At 67.0% G+C, this 14,934-nt stretch carries 17 protein-coding genes; 8 read left to right on the top strand and 9 right to left on the bottom strand.

Annotated features, from left to right (window positions below; genetic code table 11):
* The first annotated feature begins 4 nt into the window (after window positions 1-4).
* Window positions 5-388 (top strand): hypothetical protein, encoded by a 384-nt coding sequence (locus J5J86_RS08535; protein WP_209104462.1) that lies wholly within the window; start codon window positions 5-7, stop codon window positions 386-388.
* Between the two features lie 128 nt (window positions 389-516).
* On the top strand, window positions 517-1,161 hold the full coding sequence (locus tag J5J86_RS08530; RefSeq protein WP_209104461.1) for a hypothetical protein: 645 nt from the start codon (window positions 517-519) through the stop codon (window positions 1,159-1,161).
* A 23-nt stretch (window positions 1,162-1,184) separates the two neighbouring features.
* Here J5J86_RS08530 and ispG read toward each other — a convergent pair whose 3' ends face one another.
* Complete coding sequence (gene ispG, locus J5J86_RS08525) at window positions 1,185-2,480, bottom strand: flavodoxin-dependent (E)-4-hydroxy-3-methylbut-2-enyl-diphosphate synthase (protein WP_209104460.1); 1,296 nt, start codon at window positions 2,478-2,480, stop codon at window positions 1,185-1,187.
* Window positions 2,481-2,582: 102 nt separating this feature from the next.
* Window positions 2,583-3,113: a Fur family transcriptional regulator gene (locus J5J86_RS08520; protein ID WP_446698667.1), complete on the bottom strand. Its 531-nt coding sequence runs from the start codon at window positions 3,111-3,113 to the stop codon at window positions 2,583-2,585.
* Window positions 3,114-3,201: 88 nt separating this feature from the next.
* Here J5J86_RS08520 and J5J86_RS08515 point away from each other — a divergent pair, with 88 nt between their 5' ends.
* From J5J86_RS08515 to J5J86_RS08505, 3 genes are all read left to right on the top strand, one after another.
* Window positions 3,202-3,651 carry a hypothetical protein gene (locus J5J86_RS08515; protein ID WP_209104459.1) on the top strand — a complete coding sequence of 150 codons (450 nt, stop codon included), beginning with the start codon at window positions 3,202-3,204 and terminating at the stop codon, window positions 3,649-3,651.
* A 138-nt stretch (window positions 3,652-3,789) separates the two neighbouring features.
* Entirely contained in the window at window positions 3,790-4,575 is a 786-nt protein-coding gene (locus J5J86_RS08510) for a 3-hydroxybutyrate dehydrogenase (protein ID WP_209104458.1), read from the top strand.
* Window positions 4,576-4,603: 28 nt separating this feature from the next.
* Window positions 4,604-5,656, top strand: a complete 1,053-nt coding sequence (locus tag J5J86_RS08505) for a patatin-like phospholipase family protein (protein ID WP_247658249.1) — start codon at window positions 4,604-4,606, stop codon at window positions 5,654-5,656.
* 24 nt (window positions 5,657-5,680) lie between these two features.
* On the opposite strand, the gene J5J86_RS08500 is transcribed toward J5J86_RS08505, so the two are convergent.
* Both J5J86_RS08500 and J5J86_RS08495 read right to left on the bottom strand, forming a co-directional pair.
* Window positions 5,681-6,205 carry a hypothetical protein gene (locus J5J86_RS08500; RefSeq protein ID WP_209104456.1) on the bottom strand — a complete coding sequence of 175 codons (525 nt, stop codon included), beginning with the start codon at window positions 6,203-6,205 and terminating at the stop codon, window positions 5,681-5,683.
* Window positions 6,206-6,289: 84 nt separating this feature from the next.
* On the bottom strand, window positions 6,290-7,081 hold the full coding sequence (locus J5J86_RS08495) for a DUF3750 domain-containing protein (RefSeq protein WP_209104455.1): 792 nt from the start codon (window positions 7,079-7,081) through the stop codon (window positions 6,290-6,292).
* A 72-nt stretch (window positions 7,082-7,153) separates the two neighbouring features.
* Between J5J86_RS08495 and J5J86_RS08490 the strand changes: the two genes are divergently transcribed.
* Window positions 7,154-7,702 (top strand): O-acetyl-ADP-ribose deacetylase, encoded by a 549-nt coding sequence (locus J5J86_RS08490; RefSeq protein WP_247658245.1) that lies wholly within the window; start codon window positions 7,154-7,156, stop codon window positions 7,700-7,702.
* Window positions 7,671-8,444 carry an RluA family pseudouridine synthase gene (locus J5J86_RS08485; RefSeq protein WP_209104453.1) on the top strand — a complete coding sequence of 258 codons (774 nt, stop codon included), beginning with the start codon at window positions 7,671-7,673 and terminating at the stop codon, window positions 8,442-8,444. Before J5J86_RS08490 ends, J5J86_RS08485 begins: the two co-directional genes overlap by 32 nt.
* Here J5J86_RS08485 and J5J86_RS08480 read toward each other — a convergent pair.
* Window positions 8,434-9,375, bottom strand: a complete 942-nt coding sequence (locus tag J5J86_RS08480) for a DMT family transporter (protein ID WP_209104452.1) — start codon at window positions 9,373-9,375, stop codon at window positions 8,434-8,436. The two genes, J5J86_RS08485 and J5J86_RS08480, sit on opposite strands and share 11 nt — an antisense overlap.
* 130 nt (window positions 9,376-9,505) lie before the next feature.
* Here J5J86_RS08480 and J5J86_RS08475 point away from each other — a divergent pair, with 130 nt between their 5' ends.
* Window positions 9,506-10,378 (top strand): LysR substrate-binding domain-containing protein, encoded by an 873-nt coding sequence (locus J5J86_RS08475; RefSeq protein WP_209104451.1) that lies wholly within the window; start codon window positions 9,506-9,508, stop codon window positions 10,376-10,378.
* 18 nt (window positions 10,379-10,396) lie between these two features.
* Here J5J86_RS08475 and glk read toward each other — a convergent pair whose 3' ends face one another.
* The 4 genes from glk to J5J86_RS08455 form a co-directional block, all read right to left on the bottom strand.
* Entirely contained in the window at window positions 10,397-11,341 is a 945-nt protein-coding gene (gene glk / locus J5J86_RS08470; RefSeq protein WP_209104450.1) for a glucokinase, read from the bottom strand.
* Window positions 11,342-11,524: 183 nt separating this feature from the next.
* Window positions 11,525-13,015, bottom strand: coding sequence for a tripartite tricarboxylate transporter permease (locus tag J5J86_RS08465; protein WP_209104449.1), 1,491 nt, complete (start codon window positions 13,013-13,015; stop codon window positions 11,525-11,527).
* Window positions 13,015-13,479 carry a tripartite tricarboxylate transporter TctB family protein gene (locus J5J86_RS08460; RefSeq protein WP_209104448.1) on the bottom strand — a complete coding sequence of 155 codons (465 nt, stop codon included), beginning with the start codon at window positions 13,477-13,479 and terminating at the stop codon, window positions 13,015-13,017. Before J5J86_RS08460 ends, J5J86_RS08465 begins: the two co-directional genes overlap by 1 nt.
* 98 nt (window positions 13,480-13,577) lie before the next feature.
* Window positions 13,578-14,561 (bottom strand): tripartite tricarboxylate transporter substrate binding protein, encoded by a 984-nt coding sequence (locus tag J5J86_RS08455; protein ID WP_209104447.1) that lies wholly within the window; start codon window positions 14,559-14,561, stop codon window positions 13,578-13,580.
* Window positions 14,562-14,934: the final 373 nt, after the last annotated feature.

Genomic DNA, 14,934 nt, shown 5'->3' with positions numbered 1-14,934 from the left:
GCTCATGAAAATCCGGTCCGCCCTGCTTCTGGCCGCACTCGGCCTTGCCGCCGCAGGCTGCTCCACCCCGGCGGAGCAGAAGGAAAACGCCTTGGTGGCCGCCGGCTTCCATCAGCGCCCGGCGGACACGCCGGCCCGCGTCGCCTCCCTGAAGGCGCTGCCGCCCAACACCTTCGTCACCCAGGTCCAGAAGGGGCGCACCGTCTATCTCTATGCCGACCCGGCCGGCTGCAACTGCATCTATTACGGCACCGAGGACAATTACGGCCTCTACCAGCAGGTGCGCTACCAGCAGCGCATGAGCAACGAAGCCGCCATGGCGCCCATCCCTGAGGACTCGTACGACTTCGACTATGGGCTGTGGGGCGGGCCGTTCTTTCCGTATTGAGGAGAGAACACAGATGACCAGCCGCTCGCTTCTTCAGCTTTAGCAGAATATCTTCAGCTTTATATTAACCCCTAAATAGATTCAGTTCAATCCACGAACTTGACCGGATTAAGCTCGAGAGAAAAGTCATGGCAGAAACAGGACTGGCAATAGTTGAGTGCCGCTGGTGGAGTGTTGGGAACGACTCAGTTCGCCCTTTATTTGAGACGCTTGCGGGAATCGTAGAAGGAAATCCACACGATATTCGATATTATATGTTCGCAGATCGGTCTTCTCTTAATTGTATACTTGGGGAAATAGGAAATGACAAATTAGTTCACTCTATTTATATAGCTACTCACGGCAACGAAACCGAACTGTCGGGCTTAAATGAAACGAAAATCTCTAGAACAGAGCTACGCAATTCAATAAGAAATTATAATTCAAAAGGACACATAAAAGGTCTATATTTTGGAAGCTGCTTGATCGCAAACAAAAAGAACGCTGAATTCCTCCTTCTGGAAGGAGGAACAAGATTATCATGGATAGCGGGATACGAACAGTCCGTTGACTGGATCGATTCATCTGCGATCGACATGATTTTTTGGTCGAAGTATTTGGAAGAAAGAAAGAAACATCGATCTAAAAAAGGACCAAATTCCAAGAAAAGCGAAATTCAAATGGTTCGCGACGCTGCAAAAGAAATGAAGAATTTAATGCCGTCAATATTTACCCAGATGGGATTTAATATCTATTTTGTTTCCAACAATGCATCCGTTGACTCCGTCTGGTAACATTGAACATCATGATCGAATAGTCACTCCGCCGCATCCACCTTCGCGTCATCCGCCTTCGCCGCCACCCCGAAGCGCTTGGCCACATAATCCTCCACCAGCGCCCGGAACTCGTCCTGGATGTTGGCGCCGCGCAGGGTCACAGCCTTCTTGCCGTCGATGAAGACGGGGGCGGAGGGGGTTTCGCCGGTGCCGGGCAGGGAGATGCCGATGTCGGCATGCTTGCTTTCGCCCGGCCCGTTCACGATGCAGCCCATCACCGCCACGTTGAGCGCCTCGACGCCGGGATAGGACTTCTTCCATTCCGGCATGCGCTCGCGGATCATGTCCTGCACGCTCTGCGCCAGTTCCTGGAACACGGTGGAGGTGGTGCGTCCGCAGCCGGGGCAGGCGGCGACGAGCGGCACGAAGGTGCGCAGGCCCATGGTCTGGAGGATTTCCTGCGCCACCTGCACCTCGCGGGTGCGGTCGCCATTGGGCTCGGGGGTCAGGGACACGCGGATGGTGTCGCCGATGCCGGCCTGGAGCACCACGCCCATGGCGGCGGTGGAGGCGACGATGCCCTTCGAGCCCATGCCCGCCTCGGTCAGCCCCAGATGCAGGGCGTAGTCCGAGCGGCGGGAGAGTTCGGAATAGACCGCGATGAGGTCCTGCACCGCCGAGACCTTGGCGGAGAGGATGATGCGGTTGCGCGGCAGGCCGATCTCCTCGGCCAGCGCCGCCGACAGAAGCGCCGAGCGCACGAGCGCCTCGCGCGTCACCGCCCGCGCCTCGGCGGGGCGGGGGAGCGCGGCGTTCTCGTCCATGAGGCGGGTCAGAAGCTCGCCGTCCAGCGAGCCCCAATTGGCGCCGATGCGCACCGGCTTGTCGTGGCGGATGGCGGTCTCGACGATGGCGGCAAACTGCCGGTCCTTCTTGTCGCCGAAGCCCACATTGCCGGGATTGATGCGGTATTTGTCCAGCGCCTCGGCACAGGCGGGATGGTCGGCGAGCAGCTTGTGGCCGATATAATGGAAGTCGCCCACCAGCGGGGCGTCGATGCCCATGGCCAGCAGCTTGTCCTTGATGTGCGGAACGGCGGCGGCGGCCTCGTCGCGGTCCACCGTGATGCGCACGATCTCCGACCCCGCCCGCGCCAGCGCCGCCACCTGGCGCACCGTCCCGGGAATATCGGCGGTGTCCGTATTGGTCATGGACTGAACCACCACCGGCGCCCCGCCGCCCACCATCACGCGCCCCACCGGCACGCCCACGGTGGCCTTGCGCCGGGCCGGGCCGGCTTCCAGGAGTTCGTCGGGGACGACGGGGGACTGGGTCATGATGGGCCTCTTCATTCGCCGCATCGGTTAGGCCCGCGGCGCGACCGCGTCAATCATAGGCAATGCGGCTCAAGGTTCCGTGACACGCGGCCCGCGCCCGCCTCATTCGCCCTTCTCACGGCACCCGGCGCAGCGGCCGGCCACCTCCAGCACCCGCTGGCGCGGCTCGAAGCCGGCGGCGCGGGCGGCCCAGGACAGGTCGCGGCCGAGCGCGTGGGAGGCCACCTCCTGCGCGGCCCCGCACTGCTCGCAGATGAGGAACACCGCCACGTCGGTCTCCCCGTGGGTGTGGCCACAGGCGAGGAAAGCGTTGCGGCTCTCGATGCGGTGGGCGAGGCCTTCGGCCACCAGGAAGTCCAGCACCCGATAGACCGACATGGGCGCCGGGCGCTCGCCCTCGCGGCCGAGCCGTTCCACCAATTCATAGGCGCCGAGCGGGACATGGCTCTGGGCGAGCGCCTCCATCACCCGGCGGCGCAGGGGGGTGAGCCGCAGCCCCTTCTCCGCGCACCGCGCCTCGAAGCGCGCCACGGCGCCGGACACGCAGGCCGCGTGATCGTGGTCATGGTCGTGCGGATGAGACTGGGAGGAGGCCATGGCCGTAATGTAGTCGCTCCCGTGTCCGCACGCCATGCTCCGCACGGCAGGAACGCGCTTGTTCCCCAAGGGCACGCGAGGCAGGATGATAGGGGCCGGCAGGACTGGTCGAGAGGGGGCTTTCATGCGGATGTTCAAGTTGTTGCTGGTTGCAGCCATCGCTTTGCCGCTGGCCGGATGTTTCGAGGGGCCCGCCGGGCCGAAGGGGGATGCGGGCGCGGCCGGCGCGGCCGGCCCCACGGGCCCCGCAGGCCCGGCCGGTGTGGCGGGGCCGGCAGGCCCCATGGGACCCGCAGGCCCGGCTGGCCCCACCGGTCCGCAAGGCCCGGTCGGCCCCGCAGGTCCGGCCGGAATCGCGGCTGCGAGCCTCATCACCCTGCGCGCCGCGCCGTGCCCGGCGGCGGGCTGCACATCCAGATGCCAAACCGGAGAGGCGCTCATCGGCGGCTATTGCGTGAACCCGCAGCGCGGCTTCCAGCACGTGGCTGTCTTTTCCGACGATGGCGGTAACACAGTGGTGGAATGCGCCCACCCGGTGAAGGAGGTGGTGGCGGCCTGCCTCAAGCAACCTTGATCCGGCCCGGTTGCGCGGGCCGATTTTGCGGCGCAAGGTCGGCTCGTCCGGAGGCGTGACGCCAGCGTCACAGCTTCGCACTAAACCTCGGGCGAGCGGCGCCCACGCCGCCCGTCCTGTATTGAATGGGGATCAGACATGTCCTTGAAGGGTAAGGTCGCCGTCGTCACGGGTTCCACCAGCGGAATCGGGCTGGCTTACGCCCGCGCCTTCGCCGCCGAGGGTGCCAACGTCGTCATCAACGGCCTGGGCGATGCCGCCGCCATCGAGACGGAGCGCTCCAAGATCGAGGCCGATTTCGGTGTCAAGGCGCTGTATTCCGACGCCAACATGCTCGACCCCGAGGAAATCGCCGGCATGGTGAAGCTCGCCGAGACCGAGCTCGGCGCCTGCGACATCCTGGTGAACAATGCCGGCATCCAGCATGTGGCTCCGGTCGAGGAATTCCCGATCGACACCTGGAACAAGATCATCGCCATCAACCTGTCCGCCGCCTTCTTCGCCAGCCGCGCCGCCATTCCCGGCATGAAGGCCAAGAAGTGGGGCCGTATCATCAACACCGCCTCCGCCCATGCGCTGGTGGCCTCGCCCTTCAAGTCCGCCTATGTCTCGGCCAAGCACGGCATTGCCGGCCTGACCAAGACCATCGCCCTTGAGACCGCCACCTTCGGCATCACCTGCAACGCCATCTGCCCCGGCTATGTCTGGACGCCCCTGGTGGAGAAGCAGATCCCCGATACCGCCAAGGCCCGCGGCATTTCCGAGGAGCAGGTGAAGCGGGACGTGATCCTGGCCGCCCAGCCCACCAAGGAATTCATCACGGTGGAAGAAGTGGCGGCGCTGGCGGTGTTCCTGGCCTCGGATAATGCCCGTTCCATCACCGGTTCCATGCAGCAGATCGACGGCGGCTGGGTCGCTGAGTGAGGATCCGACGGCCGGAAAGGCCGAAGCCGTGAGTGCCTCCGGCACGAAGCGCTCCCCCCGGAAGGCGATTTCCCTCGCCCTCCAGGGCGGGGGCGCCCATGGCGCCTTCACCTGGGGGGTGGTGGATCGCCTCCTCCAGGAGGAGGGCATCTCCATCTCCGGCATTTCCGGCACCAGCGCCGGGGCCATGAATGCCGTTGTCATGGCCTCAGGCCTCGCCAAGGGCGGACCGGACGAGGCGCGGGCGGCGCTCACCCTGTTCTGGCGGGACGTGTCACGCGACGGGCGGCTCTCGCCGCTGCAGCGCACCGCGTTCGACCGGCTGCTGGGCAATTGGTCGCTCGCCCGCAACCCCGCTTATCTCGCCTTCGAGGTGGCGAGCCGGTTTCTGTCGCCCTACGACTTCAACCCGCTCAACATCAATCCGCTGCGCGAGATCCTCAACGTTCACGTGGATTTCGAGGCCATTCGCGCCTCCAGCGTGAAGGTCTTCATCTCCGCCACCAATGTGCATACGGGCCGCGCCCGCATCTTTGGCCACGAGGACATGACCGCCGATGCGGTGATGGCCTCCGCCTGCCTGCCCTTCATCTTCCAGGCGGTGGAGATTGACGGCGTGCCCTACTGGGACGGCGGCTATATGGGCAATCCGCCCCTCTTCCCGCTCTATGAGAAGGTGGAGGCGGACGACATCCTGCTGGTGCAGATCAATCCGATCCTGCGCGAGGAGACGCCGCGCACCTCGGCGGAAATCCAGAACCGCATCAACGAGATCACCTTCAACGCCTCGCTGCTGTCCCAGCTGCGCGCCATCGACCAGGTGACGCAACTCATCGAGCAGGGCCTGCTGACCCGCTGGACGCTGGGCGGATCGGGTTTCCGGCGGGTGCGCCTGCATCGCATCGGCGGCGCGGACCAATTGGTCAATCTGGACGTGACCTCGAAGATGAATGCCGAATGGGCCTTCCTCCAGCATTTGCGGGATGTGGGCCGGCAGGCGGCGGAGGATTTCCTCGCCGCCCATTATGACGATATCGGCAAGCGCTCCACTTTGGACCTGCGGCTGGAGCTGGCGGATTAGGCCTCTCCCAGCCGCAAGCAATGGTCAGCGCGAGTCTTTCCTGGCCTGCGCCACCGCCACGAACTTGGTGACGCGGCCGGCTTCCCCCGAACGGCTGCCGATGCGCTCCAGCCGGCTTTTCTGCTTGGGCCGCATGCCGAGATTGGCGTGTTCGCCGGCATCGGGATGATGGGGCGCGTCGGCAGAGCGCTTCATCTCCAGCGCGCGGCGGGCATTGGCCACCAGTTCCAGATGGGCGGCGAAGTCCTCGCGGCGCTTCAGCTCCCGGCGCGCTCGGGTGAGCGCGTCGGTGAGCACGGCGGCCTTCTGGCGATTGCCAGACTCCGCCTTGTCATAGGTCACCTCGCCCCGACCGCCCTTGCCGCGCAGGCTGCGCCGCTGGTTGTTGGCAATGGTCTGGGCCCGGTCCCGCCGCTCGCGCAGATGGTGGACGAGCGCCACGAGATCCGCATGGGTCATGCCCGCCAGAGCGGGATGGCGGGCCTGCTCCACGAATTCCATCTCCGTGTCGGTCAGCAGGCGGCGTTCGGTCTTTCGCGTATGGGCCATAAGCGGCTCTCCGGGCGTGGCGTCACGCCTGCTCCCTGCCACGCCCAAGGCGACAGGGCTGTGACGACGGCAAAGGACCGGCCATCAGTCCGCCGAGGCCATGCCCAGACGTCCCAAGGCCGGGAGCTTGATGGCGGGGCGGCGCAGGTCGAGGCCCGCCACCGCGCCGAGAATATTCAATTCCACGCCTTCCACCCACCCCAGCGTGATCCCACCATAGCCGCCGAGGCTGACGCGGACGCCCGTGCCGGAGGGGGTGCGCGCAAGCCAGCGTCCATCCACCGGAAAGTCCTTGCCGATGGCGGTGGGCGGCAGCACCGCGTCGGTGCCGGGCACCGCAGCCAGGACGGCCGCCACGAAGGTGTTGGAATTGGGTCCCGGCCAGGCGGAATAATCGCCCAGGCGCCGGGGGCCGTATTCAGCGATGGCGCGACGCAGCGCGGGGATGAGGCGCGCGGCCTCCGCGCCATCGGCGGCGAAGATAAGGTCCGGCTCCTGCCCGAACCAGCGCCCGTCGGCGACGAAGCCGTTGACGCGAATGGGCTCGCCCCATGCGGTGTAGTCATAGCGCTCGTAGCGGGCGGCGCCCTGTTCTTTCAGCACGATCCAGGAATGGACGGCGAAGATGCCGCGCCAGCGCACGGTCCGGGCGGCAAACACGCGGACCACAGCCGGCTCATGGGCCTCGGCAGGGGGCAGGAGGCCGGCGCTGGAGCGATCCGCCGACCGGAAATCGCGCGGCGCATCGCCCGCCAGCCAAAGGCCGGCGCCGATGGCGAGAGGCAGCAGGTACAGCCCGCCAAAGCCGAGAAGGAGGAGCTTCAGCACGCGGGACAAGGGGTGGCAGGAACAATGACACAGCGCATCGCGCTTCATATAGGTGGCATGGCGCCGCTCGTCGCTCCCGCCGGGATCACGGTTCGGCGAGCGCACCGGAAGGAAAACGCCTTGGCTTCATTGCATCGCGCCACCATCGGCACGGCTCGCCTGGACATCGTCGTCGGTGACATCACCACCTTGTCCGTGGATGCCATCGTCAATGCCGCCAATGGCTCACTGCTGGGCGGTGGCGGCGTGGACGGGGCCATTCACCGCGCGGCGGGCCCCGGCCTGCTGGCGGAGTGCCGGACGCTGGGCGGCTGCGAGACGGGCGACGCAAAAATGACCGCCGGCTATGACCTGCCCGCCCGCCATGTGATTCATACGGTAGGCCCGGTCTGGCGCGGTGGCGGCTGGGGGGAGGATCGGCTCCTCGCCTCCTGCTATGAAAGGTCGGTGGCGCTGGCGGCGTGCGCTGGCCTCAACGCGCTGGCCTTTCCCGCCATCTCCACGGGCGTCTATGGCTTCCCGGCGGAGCGGGCGGCGCCCATCGCGGTCGATGCCGTGCGCGCGGCGCTGGACGGCGCCGCCAGCGTGGCGCATGTGATCTTCTGCTGTTTTTCGGATGCCTCCGCCCGCCACCACCATGACGCCTTCCGCACCCTCGGCCTCCTCTGAGGCGCTCGCCGACCGGCTTATCCATCGCGACGGGATGATGCTGGTCCTCGACAAGCCCGCCGGCCTGCCGGTCCACCCCGGACCCAAGGGCGGGGAGACCCTGCACGACCATCTGGACGACCTGCGCTTCGGCCTGCCCAAGCGGCCAGAGCTGGCCCATCGCCTGGACAAGGACACGTCCGGCTGCCTGGTGCTGGGCCGCCACCCCAAGGCGCTGGCCTTGCTCAACCGGCTGTTTGCCGAAGGCAAGGTGGACAAGACCTATGTGGCCGTGACCCGTGGCGCGCCAGCGGAGGCGCGCGGGCGGATCGACCAGCCGCTCGCCAAGCGTTCGCCCCATCGGGGCTGGTGGATGCAGGCGGTGCCCAAGGGCACGCCGGGCGCGCTGGAGGCGATCACCGACTGGCAGGTTCTTTATCGGAGCGAGGGGATGGGCGTGATGGCGCTCTCGCCGATCACGGGGCGCACCCACCAATTGCGCGCCCATCTGGCGCATCTGGGCTATCCCATATTGGGGGACGCCATCTATGGCGGCGCCTCCCGCCTGCCGGGCGGCCCCATGCTCCATCTGCATTCCCGGCGGGTGGTGATCCCGCTGGCCAAGAGCGGGCCGCCCGTCTCAGTCTCGGCCCCCTTCCCCGGCCATATGCGGGCGACGGTGGCGGCCCTTGGCGGCGACGTGGCTGCCCTGGAAGCCGCCGCCGACGCTGCCTTTTCGGAAGGCCCGCCCGTCAGCGGGTAACGAGGCGGATGCCCAGGGCGATGGGGATGATGCCGAGGAAATCCAGCGGCGGCACCGCCTCGCCCAGGAGCAGCCAGCCGAAGGCAAGGCCCAAGGGCGGCATCAGGAAGTGCAGCGCGCTGGCCTTGGTGGCGGTGCTGCGGGAGAGGATGGCGTACCACAGGCTATAGCCGCCCACCGAAACGCCGAGCGTCAGATAGGCAAAGCAGGCCGCAAGCGTGGGGGTGATCTCGATCGCGTGCACAGGCTCCATCATCAGGGCCACCGGCATCAGGCTGAGGCCCGCGGCCAGGGATTGCACGCCGCTCGCCATGAACAGGCTGGCGGGTGTGCGCAGGCGCTTGAACAGCACCGTGCCGCAGGACAAGGCGAGGAGACCGCCCAGCGCCAGCAGCGTGCCGAACAGATCCTCATGCCCGCCCGCAAGGCGGGAGCGCAGGACGATGACCACGCCGGCAAGGCCCAGCAGCAGGCCCACCACCTTCATGGGTTTGAGCCGCTCGCCCAACACCGGACCGGCAAGCAGCGCCGTGATGAGCGGATTGGCGCTGATGATGACCGCCACGAAGCCCGACGAGATGGTCACCACCGCGCAATAAGCGAGCCCGAGATAAAGGGCATTGTTGAGCACCCCGGCGAGGCACAGGGCCAGGAAGTCGCGCAGCGGCAGCCGCACCAGCCCGCCGAACAGAGCGCACGGCACCAGCATCGCCACCCCCGCCGCCAGGAAGCGCGTCGCCAGGAGCAGGAGCGGGGGCGCCTCGGCCACCGCGACCTTGGACACGGCGAAGGCCGAGCTCCAGAGCAGGCAGAACACCACCAGCAGCGCCAGCGTCCAGTCGAAGCGGCGTTCCGGGGCGGCAACGGCCAGACCGGCGGGGGCGGCTGAGGGGTCGGTGGGCGAAGAGGCGCTGGCGGGCGACGACGTCATGGAGCGTTTCCTTTCCCTTTCAGAACCACATTTGCCTTCCATTTGAAAATGAGATGTTTCGATGCGATATAGTGGGAAAATGAATGGATCGGGGTCGCACCCGCACCCCAATAGCTTGGACGCCGCGCAGATGCTGGATCTCGACCTGTTGCGCGCCTTTGTGAGCGTGGTGGATGCCGGGGGCTTCACCCGCGCCGGTGAGCGCGTGCATCGCTCTCAATCCACGGTCAGCCAGCAGATCCGCCGGCTGGAGGCCTCCGCCGGCTGCACACTGCTCAACCGCGACGGCCGCAAGGTCGCGCTCACCGAGGAAGGGGAGCGGCTGCTCGGCTATGCCCGGCGCATCCTCGCCTTGAGCGCCGAGGCCAAGGCCGCGCTGGCGGGCGATACCACCCCCGCCATGGTGCGCCTGGGCATCCCCGACGACTTCGCCCTGATCCCGCTCACCCAGGCGGTGGCCGCCTTCGCCGCCACCCGGCCGGGGGTGCGGCTTCATGTGCGCTGCGGCCTGTCCTGTGATCTGTCGGCGGACCTGGCTCGGGGCGAGCTGGATGTGGCGCTGTTCAAGCGCGAGCCGGGGCTTGGCGGGGTGCATGCCGCCTGGCCGGAACGGCCGGTCTGGATCGCCGGCGCCAACCAGCCGGTGCCGGAGGGCGACCCGGTGCCGCTGGTGGCCTTTCCGCAAGGCTGCATCTATCGCAACCGCGCCGTGCACAGCCTGGAACAGGCGGGGATGGCGTGGCGCATCGCCTATGAAAGCCCGAACATTCTCGGCCTCCAGGCGGCCTTGTCCTGCGGCCTTGGCATCGCCCTCCTGGAGCAGCGGGCGGTGACGCCCGAGCACCGGGTGCTCGATACCCGCCAGGGCCTGCCGCCCGTGCCCCCGACCGAATTGGTGTTGGCGCTGGCGGACGGGGCCGGCGGCGCGGCGCGCGACCTTGCCGACGCGCTGGCGAAATTCTGCTCGGACCTGATGGCCCGCGACACCGCGGGGACAGCCTGACCGGGCCTGTTCAAGACGTCAGAGCGTCGCCAGCAGCCGGCGGCCCACTTCGCCCGCCCCCGACAGGCCGGGGGTGGGATGCACCACCACATGCACCGGCACCTGGGCCAGGATGTCGTGATAGGGCGGATGCTCCTCGAAGGCGGTGCGGAAGGGCGAGCCAGGGAAGAGGGGCGCCAGCGCGGCGCCCACCCCGCCGGCGATATAGACACCGCCCCGCGCCTGAACCAGCAGGCAGAAATCGCCCACGATGCGGCCCAGCAGGCGCAGGAAGACGTGGCAGGTGTCGCGCTCCTCGCGCTGGCCCGAAAGCGCCGACTGGATGATGGCGTGGGAGGTGAGCGTCTCCCCCGACAGGATCCGATGGAGGCGCACCAGCCCGGGGCCGGAGAGCACATGCTCCACGCTCACGGGACCCAGATCGCGCACCAGGTGCGCCACCACGCGCGCCTCGTCGGAAGTGACCGCCCCGAGGCGCACATGGCCGCCCTCACCCGGCAGCACGTCGAACCCGTCATCCGATCGGGGCACGAGCACGGCCGTGCCAAGCCCGGTGCCGGGTCCGCAGACCAGGATGGGCGACCCCTTGACCCCATGTCCCGTGCCCACCTGGATGAGATCGGCCCGCCCCAGCGTGGGCACGCCTTGCGCGAGCGCAGCGAAGTCGTTGAGCACGGTGAGCGCCTCGAGCCCCAGTGCCCGCGCCAAGGCGGGGCGAGAGAAGCTCCAGGAGCGGTTGGTCATCTGGATGTCGTCGCCCGACACGGGACCGGCAATGGCCAACACGCCCGCCCGGGGCTTATGGGCGCCGAACGTCGCCAGATAGGTGCCCAGGAGCTCTTCCAGGCTGCCATAACCGTCATTGGCCTCCACCCGGATGTCGAACGGGCGCCCGTCCGGTCCGGCGCGGGCCACGCGCGTGGTGGTTCCGCCAATGTCCGCAAGCAGGATGGTCGATGCCATGAGGGTCCGCCGAGCTTTCGTCCTGAGAGGGGCGATGCCGCGCATGAAGGCGCGGCGGCGTGGAAGGTCCTGACTAAGACCTTGGAGTACGCCATTCGTTCCACACGCCCATGACGACGCGCGCAGGAATCCGCACCCCCTGCACAGATCGCGGAGATTTCAGGAAGAATCAAGGCGGAGGCGTCAACCCGCCACCGCCTTGCGTCGCCGCACCGCCTGCACCAGCGGTAGCGCCATCACCAGCAAGGTCACGATGCCCAGCCCCGCCGCCACCGGACGCTCGAAAAAGGCCAGCAAATCTCCGTCCGCTTTGATCATGGAGGTGACGAAAGATTCTTCCAGCAGCTTGCCGAGCACGATGCCCAACACACAGGGCGCGATCGGCACCTCGTGCTCCTCCATCAGGAAGCCCAGCACGCCGAACACCAGCATCAGCACGATGCCATAGACCGAGTTGTTCACCGCATAGGAGCCCACCATGCAGAACAGGAGGATGATGGGCATCATCAGCCGCCGGGGCACCCGCAGCAAGGCGGTGCCCGCCTTCAGCGCCAAAAGACCCAAGGGGATCATGGCGATGTTGGCGAGGATGAAGATGGTGAACACGGCATAGATGGATTCCGGGTTGTTGAGGAACAGGGTCGGCCCCGGATTGAGTCCCTTCAGATAGAGCACGCCGATGACCACCGCCGTGATGCTGTCACCGGGAATGCCGAACACCAAAGCCGGCACCCAGGCGCCAGCCAGCGCTGCATTGTTGGAGGACGTGCTCTCGATGATGCCTTCCACATGCCCGGTGCCGAACTTCTCCGGCTGCTTGGAGAATTTCCGGCTCATGGCATAGGACACCCAGGCGGCGATATCGGCGCCCGCCCCAGGCAGGATGCCGATGGCGGTGCCGGTCACATTGCCGCGCACCTGCTGGGGCCAATACTGGACCATCATGCGGCCCCAGCCCTTGAGGGGATTGCCGATGGCGGTCTGCTTCACCTCCCAATCCGGCGCCCCGGAGGCCATGGCGCGCAGCACCTCGGAGACGGCGAAGAGGCCGATCATCGCGGGGATGAAATCCACGCCGCCCAGCAATTCCGCGTTGCCGAAGGTGAAGCGCGGCACACCGGCCGGATTGTCGATGCCGATGGAGGCGATAAACAGTCCGAGGAACAAAGACAGAAGCCCCTTCAACGGCGAGCCGGTGCCGATGAAGATGGCGCAGAGCAGGCCGAGCAGGGCCAGCCAGAAATATTCGAACGAGGAAAAGCCCAGCGCCACCTCGGCCAGCAGCGGCGCGGAGACGATGAGCACCGCCGTGCCGAACAGTCCGCCCAGCGCCGAGAACAGCACGTTGGCGCCCAGTGCCACCTGCGCCTGCCCCTTGCGGGTCATGGCGTAGCACTCGTCCGTATAGGCGGCGGAGGCGGGGGTGCCGGGCATGCGCATGAGCGTGCTCGGAATGTCGCCGGCGAAGATGGCCATGGCGGAGCAAGCGATCATCGCGCCCACCGCCGGGATCGGGTCCATGAAGAAGGTGATGGGCACCAGGAGGGCGATGGCCATGGTGGCGGTAAGGCCCGGTATGGCCCCCACCACCAGGCCGAAGGCGGACGCCGCCACGATGGTGAGGATGACGTTCCAGTGCAGCACCATGCCGATGCCGGTCTCGATCGCGCCCATCACAGCCATCCTTCGATGAAGCCGCGGGGCAGCGGCACGCGCAGCAGGTTGGCGAAGGCGAAATAGACGGCCACGGCCGTCACCGCCGCCACGGGAATCCCCACCGGCAAGGGCACCCGCAGCACCAGGAACAGGCCCAGCAAGGTGAGAATGGCGGTGGCGACGAAGCCGAGGGCCGGCGCAGCGAAGATGTAGAAGACGATGAGGGCGAGGGTCATGGCCACGCGCGGCAGCGCGCCCTTCTCCTGCACCCAGGACAGCGAGACGGCCGGGCCCGCGCCGGACCGCAACGCGCGCACCGCCAGGATGACGCCGCACAAGGCGGCGCCGCAGGCGACGGTAAGCGGGAATACCGCGGCGCCAAACCGTTGGCCAGGTATGGGGGGCAAGGTGAAGGAGACGGCGGCGAGGGCTGCCGCGGCAATCAGTACAAGCAAAGACAGGATCAGGTCATTGACACGCATGGGGGCTCCCCGCCTGCAAGGCCTGCGGCCCCGCTTTGGCTCCGCGACGATCGGCCGACCGCGTCCCGCCAGGGGCGGGACGCATCAAGGCGCCGCGCCTACTTGGCGAGTCCCACTTCCTTCATGACGGCACCGAGATCGGCATCGCTCTTGCTCATGAAGGTGGCAAAAGCCTCTCCTTCCGCGAAGCGCCCGCCAAAGCCGCGATTGGTCAGGAAGTCCTGATATTCCTTGCTCTCATAGATTTTCTTGAGCGCCGCCTGGAGCTTGTCCGACACCTCCTTGGGCAGCCCCTTGGGGCCGGCAATGCCGCGCCAGGCACCGATGGTCCAGGGGGAACCGGTGGCCTCCTTCAAGGTCGGCACGTTCGGAAACAGCTTGGACCGCTCGGGCGCCATGATGACGAGGCTCTTCACCCGCCCCGCATCGATGAGGGAGCGCGCCTCCGGCTGCGAGCAGGCGACCACCTGGACGCCGCCCGCCATCAGGTCCTGCAGCCCCGAGGCCGCGCCCTGGCTCGGCACCCAGGGCATGCTGCCCGGTTCCATCTTGAGCGACGACAGCATGCCGGCGAGCGCCAAATGCCAGATGCCGCCCTGCCCGGTGCCCGAGGCCTTGAACTTGCCGGGCGCCTTCTTCACATCCGCCAAGAGGTCGTCCAGCGTCTTGTAGGGCGCATCTGCCTTCACCTGGATGCCGGCCGGATCCTCGTTCATCAGGGCGAGCGGGGTGTAGGAGGCGGGGTCGAGCTTGGTCAGCCCCTGCCAGTGCATCATGGCGATTTCGACGGTGAGGATGCCGATGGTGTAGCCGTCCGGCGTCGCGTCCGCGATGGCCTGATGGCCCACCACGCCCTGGCCGCCGGTGCGGTTCACCACCGCCACGGGCTGGCCGAGGTCCCGCTCCAGGAGCGAGGCCACGATCCGCGCCACCGCATCGGTGCCGCCACCTGCGCCCCATGGGACAATGAGGCTGATGGGACGGTCGGGATAGGCGGCAAGGGCCGAAGTGACAGCCGCTGGAGACAGGGCCGTAAGGGCGCAAGCGGCGGCGCCCAGCGCCACGCGAAGCAGGCGTTTCATGGTGTCGTCCTCCCGTATGACTGCTTCGAGGCAGTTCGATTTAATCGTTTAGACTCGACGTTAGGCGACCCCGCGCGGCGGGTCAACGAGGGATCGGCGTCCTCTGTCGGTCCTTGTGGCGCAAAGGCGCGCGATGACGTAAGGTCGCCTTGAAAGACATACGCGACGTATCGCGGTCTGGAATCCTGGAAATCGCACCGTACATTAGGGACAGGCGCTGCGAGGGAAGCCGGAAAAAGCCGGGCACCGTCGCATGGCCGGGCGGTATTGTGCCACGATCTTGTGGTGTGATGCGCCAGCAGTTCAAAGTGCGGGACAGGCGCAGGCTGGGGGCTGGCGCGCCGGACCGCGGGGGACGAAAACGGGAAGAGGG

It is taken from the genome of Aquabacter sp. L1I39 (genome assembly GCF_017742835.1).
Classification (GTDB): Bacteria; Pseudomonadota; Alphaproteobacteria; order Rhizobiales; family Xanthobacteraceae; genus L1I39.
The sequence above is the reverse complement of the archived record's forward strand: the minus strand, read 5'-3'. Positions and strand labels throughout refer to the sequence as shown.

What these genes read in the sequence shown, in the direction of transcription:
- J5J86_RS08535 (WP_209104462.1), top strand. Translation starts at nt 5, where the DNA reads ATGAAAATCCGGTCCGCCCTGCTTCTGGCCGCACTCGGCCTTGCCGCC.
- J5J86_RS08530 (WP_209104461.1), top strand. Translation starts at nt 517, where the DNA reads ATGGCAGAAACAGGACTGGCAATAGTTGAGTGCCGCTGGTGGAGTGTT.
- ispG (WP_209104460.1), bottom strand. Translation starts at nt 2,480, where the DNA reads ATGACCCAGTCCCCCGTCGTCCCCGACGAACTCCTGGAAGCCGGCCCG.
- J5J86_RS08520 (WP_446698667.1), bottom strand. Translation starts at nt 3,113, where the DNA reads ATGGCGTGCGGACACGGGAGCGACTACATTACGGCCATGGCCTCCTCC.
- J5J86_RS08515 (WP_209104459.1), top strand. Translation starts at nt 3,202, where the DNA reads ATGCGGATGTTCAAGTTGTTGCTGGTTGCAGCCATCGCTTTGCCGCTG.
- J5J86_RS08510 (WP_209104458.1), top strand. Translation starts at nt 3,790, where the DNA reads ATGTCCTTGAAGGGTAAGGTCGCCGTCGTCACGGGTTCCACCAGCGGA.
- J5J86_RS08500 (WP_209104456.1), bottom strand. Translation starts at nt 6,205, where the DNA reads ATGGCCCATACGCGAAAGACCGAACGCCGCCTGCTGACCGACACGGAG.
- J5J86_RS08495 (WP_209104455.1), bottom strand. Translation starts at nt 7,081, where the DNA reads ATGAAGCGCGATGCGCTGTGTCATTGTTCCTGCCACCCCTTGTCCCGC.
- J5J86_RS08485 (WP_209104453.1), top strand. Translation starts at nt 7,671, where the DNA reads ATGACGCCTTCCGCACCCTCGGCCTCCTCTGAGGCGCTCGCCGACCGG.
- J5J86_RS08480 (WP_209104452.1), bottom strand. Translation starts at nt 9,375, where the DNA reads ATGACGTCGTCGCCCGCCAGCGCCTCTTCGCCCACCGACCCCTCAGCC.
- J5J86_RS08475 (WP_209104451.1), top strand. Translation starts at nt 9,506, where the DNA reads ATGCTGGATCTCGACCTGTTGCGCGCCTTTGTGAGCGTGGTGGATGCC.
- glk (WP_209104450.1), bottom strand. Translation starts at nt 11,341, where the DNA reads ATGGCATCGACCATCCTGCTTGCGGACATTGGCGGAACCACCACGCGC.
- J5J86_RS08465 (WP_209104449.1), bottom strand. Translation starts at nt 13,015, where the DNA reads ATGGGCGCGATCGAGACCGGCATCGGCATGGTGCTGCACTGGAACGTC.
- J5J86_RS08460 (WP_209104448.1), bottom strand. Translation starts at nt 13,479, where the DNA reads ATGCGTGTCAATGACCTGATCCTGTCTTTGCTTGTACTGATTGCCGCG.
- J5J86_RS08455 (WP_209104447.1), bottom strand. Translation starts at nt 14,561, where the DNA reads ATGAAACGCCTGCTTCGCGTGGCGCTGGGCGCCGCCGCTTGCGCCCTT.